The organism is Mitsuaria sp. TWR114, from assembly GCF_007997345.1.
Genome location: NZ_VOSR01000894.1, coordinates 1 through 6,886, shown reverse-complemented (window position 1 = coordinate 6,886; position 6,886 = coordinate 1). Strand labels below are relative to the sequence as shown.

The 6,886-nt window shown below is 67.1% G+C and carries 6 protein-coding genes and 1 pseudogene; all 7 read left to right on the top strand.

All coding sequences use genetic code 11. The features are described from left to right. Positions 1-159: pseudogene (locus FUT87_RS25455) on the top strand (beta-ketoacyl-ACP synthase II); the annotation flags it as partial. A 29-nt stretch (positions 160-188) separates the two neighbouring features. Continuing rightward, positions 189-668 carry a hypothetical protein gene (locus tag FUT87_RS25450; protein ID WP_147242805.1) on the top strand — a complete coding sequence of 160 codons (480 nt, stop codon included), beginning with the start codon at positions 189-191 and terminating at the stop codon, positions 666-668. Positions 669-737: 69 nt separating this feature from the next. Beyond that, on the top strand, positions 738-2,252 hold the full coding sequence (locus tag FUT87_RS25445; RefSeq protein ID WP_255512035.1) for a DegQ family serine endoprotease: 1,515 nt from the start codon (positions 738-740) through the stop codon (positions 2,250-2,252). 543 nt (positions 2,253-2,795) lie between these two features. Beyond that, positions 2,796-4,604, top strand: coding sequence for a translation elongation factor 4 (gene lepA, locus FUT87_RS25440; protein ID WP_147241053.1), 1,809 nt, complete (start codon positions 2,796-2,798; stop codon positions 4,602-4,604). Further along, complete coding sequence (lepB, locus tag FUT87_RS25435) at positions 4,601-5,581, top strand: signal peptidase I (protein WP_147241052.1); 981 nt, start codon at positions 4,601-4,603, stop codon at positions 5,579-5,581. Before lepA ends, lepB begins: the two co-directional genes overlap by 4 nt. 59 nt (positions 5,582-5,640) lie before the next feature. Continuing rightward, positions 5,641-5,997 (top strand): DUF4845 domain-containing protein, encoded by a 357-nt coding sequence (locus FUT87_RS25430; RefSeq protein WP_091726626.1) that lies wholly within the window; start codon positions 5,641-5,643, stop codon positions 5,995-5,997. A gap of 26 nt (positions 5,998-6,023) precedes the next feature. Continuing rightward, positions 6,024-6,731 carry a ribonuclease III gene (gene rnc, locus FUT87_RS25425; RefSeq protein WP_147241051.1) on the top strand — a complete coding sequence of 236 codons (708 nt, stop codon included), beginning with the start codon at positions 6,024-6,026 and terminating at the stop codon, positions 6,729-6,731. The last annotated feature ends 155 nt before the right edge of the window (positions 6,732-6,886 follow it).

The window sequence follows — 6,886 nt, the reverse complement described above, 5'->3', positions numbered from 1 at the left end:
CAGGTCGCTCCGCCGACGATCAACATCTTCAACCAGGATCCCGAGTGCGACCTGGACTATTGCGCCAATGAGGCGCGGAAGATGCCGATCGAGTACGCCGCGAAGAACAACTTCGGCTTCGGCGGCACGAACGGCACGCTGATCTTCAAGCGGGTCTGATCCAGGACCCTCGACGCGGGCGGCGACCGATGACGCCGGACCGATCGACACCACGCCGGGCTGCTGCCCGGCGTTTTTCATTGCCGCGCGATGCGCGATGGGAACGCCTGCAGCGCGCCGTGCTCGCCGCAGGTGCCGCCGCGGTCGTGGCCGCCGTGCTGCGGCAGGCGGGTTTCTTCGCGCAGGCATCCGACCTCGCGATGCTGCTCGGCCCCCTGGGTATCGCGCTCATGGCCGCGGCGCTGCCGGTGCGCGCGCGTGCGCCCGACGTTCTGCGATGGGACGGCGCGCAATGGTGGTGGCAACAGGCGGGCGAGCCGCTTGCCGTCACGCCGGACGTCTTCATCGACATCGAACGGTGGATGCTGCTGCGGCTGAACCCCGCTGTGGCGGCCGATGGCGCCACCCGCCGGGGCCGGCAGCCGGTGCGCTGGGTCGCCGCTTCGCGCGGCGCGCTCGGCGCCCAATGGACGCTGCTGCGGCTTCACCTGTTCCTCGCTCGAGGCTGACTCATGCCCGTTTCGAAATGCGGGCATGATGTGAGCCTTTCGACCCTGCATCGCCACCTGCGAGTGTTCATGCCCAACTCCGATCGTTCCCGCACCCCTTCACGTCTTGCCCTGGCGATCGCCAGCGCCGCCCTGATGAGCGGGTCGCTGGGCGTCAGCGCCCAGACCACGACGAAACCCGCGCCCCCCGCCGCCGTGCCAGTCGCCACGCCCGACCTGGCGCGCGCGCTGCCCGACTTCAGCGCCCTGGTGGAACAGGCCGGGCCGGCCGTCGTCAACATCCGGACCTCGGAGAAGGTCAAGGCCGCGAATCCGCAGGTCGATGAACAGATGCGCGAACTGCTGCGCCGTTTCGGCATCCCGGTGCCGCCGCAGCGCCGCACGCCGCCCGGCGCCACGCCCGCGCCGGCCCCGGACGACGACGAGGATGACGACGCGCCGCAGCGTCGCGGCCTCGGTTCGGGCTTCGTGATCGGGGCCGACGGCTTCGTGATGACCAATGCGCATGTCGTCGACGACGCCGACGAGGTCATGGTCACGCTGACCGACAAGCGGGAGTTCAAGGCCAAGGTCGTGGGCCTGGATCGCCGCACCGACGTCGCCGTGCTGAAGATCGAGGCGAGCAACCTGCCGCTGCTGCGGATGGGGGATGTCGGCAAGCTCAAGGTCGGCGAATGGGTCATGGCCATCGGCTCGCCTTTCGGCTTCGACAACACGGTGACGGCCGGCATCGTCAGCGCCAAGGCGCGCGACACCGGTGACCTGCTGCCGCTGATCCAGACCGACGTCGCCATCAACCCCGGCAACTCCGGGGGGCCGCTGCTGAACCTGCGTGGCGAGGTGGTGGGCATCAACTCGCAGATCTACAGCCAGTCGGGCGGGTTCATGGGGATCTCGTTCGCGATCCCGATCGACGAGGCGATGCGCGTGGCCGATCAGCTCCGCGCCAGCGGACGGGTGACGCGCGGCATGCTGGGCGTGTATCCGGATGACGTCAGCAAGGAGGTCGCCGAGGCGATCGGCCTGGGCAAGCCGCAGGGCGCGCTGATCAGTCGCATCACGCCGGCCGGTCCCGGCGAGAAGGCGGGTCTCCAACTGGGCGACGTGATCACCAAGTTCGACGGGAAGACCGTGGAGAAGGCGGTTGACCTGCGTCGGCTTGCCGCCGCGACCAAGCCGGGCACGAAGGTGCCGCTGCAGGTGTTCCGCCGCGGTGCCTACAAGGACCTGGTCGCGACGCTCGATGCGCTGCCGGATGACCGCACGCCCGCCGCGCCGGAGGCTGAAACGCCGGCCGCCACCGGCGCGCAGGCCTGGGGCCTGACCGTCAGCGAGCTCAGCGAAGCGCAGCGCAAGGAACTGAAGGTGGACGGCGGCCTGCGCATCGACACGGCCGAGGGGCCGGCGGCGCGCGCAGGCTTGAAGGCCGGCGACGTGATCCTCTCGGCCAACAACGCCGAGGTGAAGACCATCAAGCAATTCCAGGCGGCGCTGGCGAAGGTCGAAAAGGGGAAATCGCTGCAGATGCTCGTCCGCCGGGGCGAGGTCGCCACCTATGTCGTGCTCAAGCCGGGCAAGGGGTGAGCGCCGCGATCGTCAACCCAGCGCCGGCCTGGGGCTTTCCGCAATGCGGAATTCCAGGCCGGTGATTCGTGACGCGCGGCACGTCCGGCCGTCGGTTGGTGCTTGCTAACGGCTGTGACCAAGGCGAGGCATTGGTGCCTCGCTCCGCTACAATCCGGGCGCGTTCGGGCAGCTTTGTCGCTGTTCCGACGGTGAATCGGAAGGCTCCATTTTGATGGGCTCAGCGATCCACAGGATGCCCCCAAGTTTTGTGGATAACCTGTGCATGAAATCGCTGTTGGCGAAGGGCAACGCGCGAGAAGCTCGCATCCATGCGGTTTCCAGGGCGGGGCTTTTGGCTACAATGAAAGCCCAACAAGCAGTTGCCATACGTTTTGTTGGAAGGCGCGTCACCGTTTCGACGTGCCTTTTTTTTATGTCCCGTTCAGGTCCTGAGAAGGACCGTGCAACACCGCCCGACCGACCGTCCGCAGCGTCGTCTCAGCGTGCCCCGCTCGAGGGTCGCTGGCGTGGCGGGCGAGTTCGCGGTCTCCGTCCGCGGCCATGAACCACATCCGCAATTTCTCGATCATTGCCCACATCGACCACGGCAAGAGCACGCTGGCCGACCGGATCATCCAGCGCTGCGGAGGTCTGTCCGACCGGGAGATGGAAGCGCAGGTGCTGGACTCGATGGACATCGAGCGCGAGCGCGGCATCACGATCAAGGCACAGACCGCCGCGCTGCAGTACAAGGCGCGCGACGGGCAGGTCTACAACCTGAACCTGATCGACACCCCCGGGCACGTGGACTTCTCCTATGAGGTGAGCCGCTCGCTGTCCGCCTGCGAGGGCGCGCTGCTGGTGGTGGACGCGAGCCAGGGCGTCGAGGCGCAGACGGTGGCGAACTGCTACACCGCGCTGGAGCTGGGGGTCGAGGTGATCCCGGTCCTGAACAAGATGGACCTGCCGCAGGCCAATCCGGACGGCGCCAAGGCGGAGATCGAGGACGTCATCGGCATCGACGCGACCGACGCGATCCCGTGCTCGGCCAAGACCGGCATGGGCATCGACGACATCCTCGAGGCCGTCATCGCTCGCATGCCGCCGCCCAAGGGCGTGGTCGAGGCGCCGCTGCGCGCGATGATCATCGACTCGTGGTTCGACAACTACGTCGGCGTCGTGATGCTGGTGCGCGTCGTCGACGGCACGCTGAAGAAGGGCGAGCGCATCCGGATGATGGCGACCAACGCCGTCTACCCGGCCGAGCAGCTGGGCGTGTTCACGCCGAAGTCGGAGAACCGCGACCAGCTCAGCGCCGGCCAGGTGGGCTTCATCATCGCCGGCATCAAGGAACTGGCCGCGGCGAAGGTGGGCGACACCATCACGCTGGAAAAGAAGCTGCCCAACAACCTCGGCCCCGCTGCCGAGGCGCTGCCCGGCTTCAAGGAGATCCAGCCGCAAGTCTTCGCCGGCCTGTACCCGACCGAGGCGAGCGAGTACGACCAGCTGCGCGACGCGCTGGAAAAGCTCAAGCTGAACGACGCCTCGCTGCGCTTCGAGCCGGAAGTCTCGCAGGCGCTGGGCTTCGGTTTCCGCTGCGGCTTCCTGGGCCTGCTGCACATGGAGATCGTGCAGGAGCGCCTGGAGCGCGAATTCGACCAGGACCTGATCACCACCGCGCCGAGCGTGGTGTACGAAGTCCAGTTGGGCGACGGCGAGGTGATCGAGGTCGAGAACCCGTCCAAGATGCCCGAGCAGAGCAAGATCGGCGAGATCCGCGAGCCGATCGTGACGGTCCACCTGTACATGCCGCAGGAATACGTCGGCCCGGTGATGACGCTGGCCAACCAGAAGCGCGGCGTGCAGCTGAACATGGCGTACCACGGCCGCCAGGTGATGCTGACCTACGAGATCCCGCTGGCGGAGATCGTGCTGGACTTCTTCGACAAGCTGAAGTCGGTCTCGCGCGGCTACGCGTCAATGGACTACGAGTTCAAGGAATACCGCGCCTCGGACGTCGTCAAGGTCGACATGCTGATCAACGGCGACCGGATCGATGCGCTGTCGCTGATCGTGCACCGCTCGCAATCGCAGTTCCGCGGCCGGCAGGTGGCGGCCAAGATGCGCGAGATCATCCCGCGCCAGATGTACGACGTGGCGATCCAGGCGGCGATCGGCGCCAACATCATCTCGCGCGAGAACATCAAGGCGCTGCGCAAGAACGTGCTGGCAAAATGCTACGGCGGTGACATCACCCGCAAGCGCAAGCTGCTGGAGAAGCAGAAGGCCGGCAAGAAGCGCATGAAGCAAATCGGTTCGGTGGAGGTGCCGCAAGAAGCCTTCCTGGCCATCCTCCAAGTCGAAGAATGAAAGCCATGAGCGCATTGACCGGGCTGCTGTACGCCGCCCTGATCGCCTACCTGGGCGGCTGGTACACGGGCTACTGGAACGGCAACTTCTCGCTGCTGCTGCTGATCCTCACCACGGTGACGCTGGCCTACTGGCTGGCCGAGCGCTTCCACTTCGAGCCCGCGCGCCGTCGCGCCGCGGTCCGCCTGGGCGAGAGCGACGCGGCGCGTCGCGCCTCGCTGGCCGCGCAGGGCATCCAGCGCGTCGACGGCGACGTGGAAGGCGCCCGCGAGGAACTGCTGCGCCAGCCCTGGTGGCTGGACTGGACCGCCGGCCTGTTCCCGGTGATCCTGATCGTGTTCCTGCTGCGCTCGTTCATGTTCGAGCCGTTCAAGATTCCCTCGGGCTCGATGGTGCCGACGCTGCTGATCGGCGACCTGATCCTGGTGAACAAGTACCACTACGGCATCCGTCTGCCGGTGATCAACAAGAAGATCATCAGCAACAACGATGTCCAGCGTGGCGACGTGGTGGTGTTCCGCTTCCCGCAGAACCCCAGCGTCGACTACATCAAGCGCGCCGTCGGCCTTCCCGGCGACGAGGTCGCCTACCTCAACCAGAAGCTGTACCTCAACGGCAAGCTGGTGGAGACCGTCTCGCAGGGCGAGTACTTCGACGAGGATCCGGGCTCGATGCGTTTCCGTCCGCGCTTCACCGAGAAGCTGGGCGCGGTCGAGCACCAGATCCTGGTCGCCCCGGAGTCGCCGGGCGTCATCCGCAAGCAGTGGGACTTCCCGTACAGCGAGAACTGCACCTACACGGCCGAGGGCGTGACCTGCAAGGTGCCGGCCGGTCATTACTTCATGATGGGCGACAACCGCGACAACTCCCAGGATTCCCGCTTCTGGGGATTCGTGCCGGATGAGAACATCGTCGGCCGCGCCTTCGTGGTGTGGATGAATTTCGGCAACCTGAAGCGCATCGGCAGCATCCGCTGAGGCGGCGCCGGCGACGATCGACTACTCTGTTCCAACGACTATTTGCGGAGCGACGCGTGATGAGGGCACGGAAGATTCAACGAGGCATCAGCCTGCTGGGACTGCTGTTCTGGGCGGTGATCATTGGCGGCGGATCGGTGATCGTGCTGCGGGTGGTGCCGACCGTGATGGAGTACTACACGATCCAGCGCGCGATCGACAAGATCGCCAAGGACGGCCCCTCCACCGTGGCGGCGGCGCGCGACTCGTTCGAGCGCACCAAGCAGATCGAATACTCGATCGTCAGCATCGAGCCCAAGGACCTGAACATCACCAAGGTCGACGACAAGGTGAAGATCAGCTTCGCGTACGACAAGGAAGTGCCCCTGTTCGGCCCGGCCTTCCTGCTGATCAAGTACAAAGGCGAGTCGCACTGACCCGCCCTCCACGGCACACCCCGCCCATGACCCCGCAAGCGCTCGACGCCCTCCAGCAACGCCTTGGCTACCGCTTCAACCAGGCGGGACTGCTGCAGCGCGCGTTGACGCACCGCAGCTTCGGCCAGCAGCACAACGAGCGCCTGGAATTCCTGGGCGACGCGGTGCTGAACCTGGCGGTGTCGGCGCTGCTGTACGAGCGTTTCGCCGGATCGGATGAAGGCGACCTGACGCGCATCCGCGCGCACCTGGTGCGCGAGGACAGCCTGCATCGCCTGGCGCTGCAGCTGCAGATGCCGGAGGCGCTGCGGATGAGCGAGGGCGAGGCCCGCGGCGGTGGCGGCCAGCGGCCGTCCATCCTGGCCGACGCGCTGGAAGCGGTCATCGGCGCCGCCTTCCAGGACGGCGGCTACGAGGCCGCCCGCGAGATCGTCCGCCGCCTGCTGGGCGAGACGATCGCCGCCAGCGGCATCGACCAATGGGCCAAGGACGCGAAAACCGCGCTGCAGGAATGGCTGCAGGCCCGCAAGCTGGCGGTGCCGGCCTACCGCATCGTCGAGACGCGGGGCCAGGCGCATGCGCAGACCTTCACCGTCGAGTGCGAAGTGGCCGCGCTGACGCTGTCGCGCCGCGGCGAGGGCCGCTCGCGCCGGATCGCCGAGCAGGAGGCGGCCCGGCAGGTGCTCGATGAACTGCTGGCCGGCGACCGGCCCGGCACCGGCCTGCGCGACTGACGCGGAGCCCGCGATGAACGCACCGAGACCCCCGAGGACGCCGCCGACGGCGTCCTCGTCCGATTCCCTTTCTGTTTCCGAATCCGTTTCCGATTCGCCGCCCGAATCGCCGTCCGCCTCCCCGGCCGGCGCCCCCCTTCCCAAGGACCCCGCTC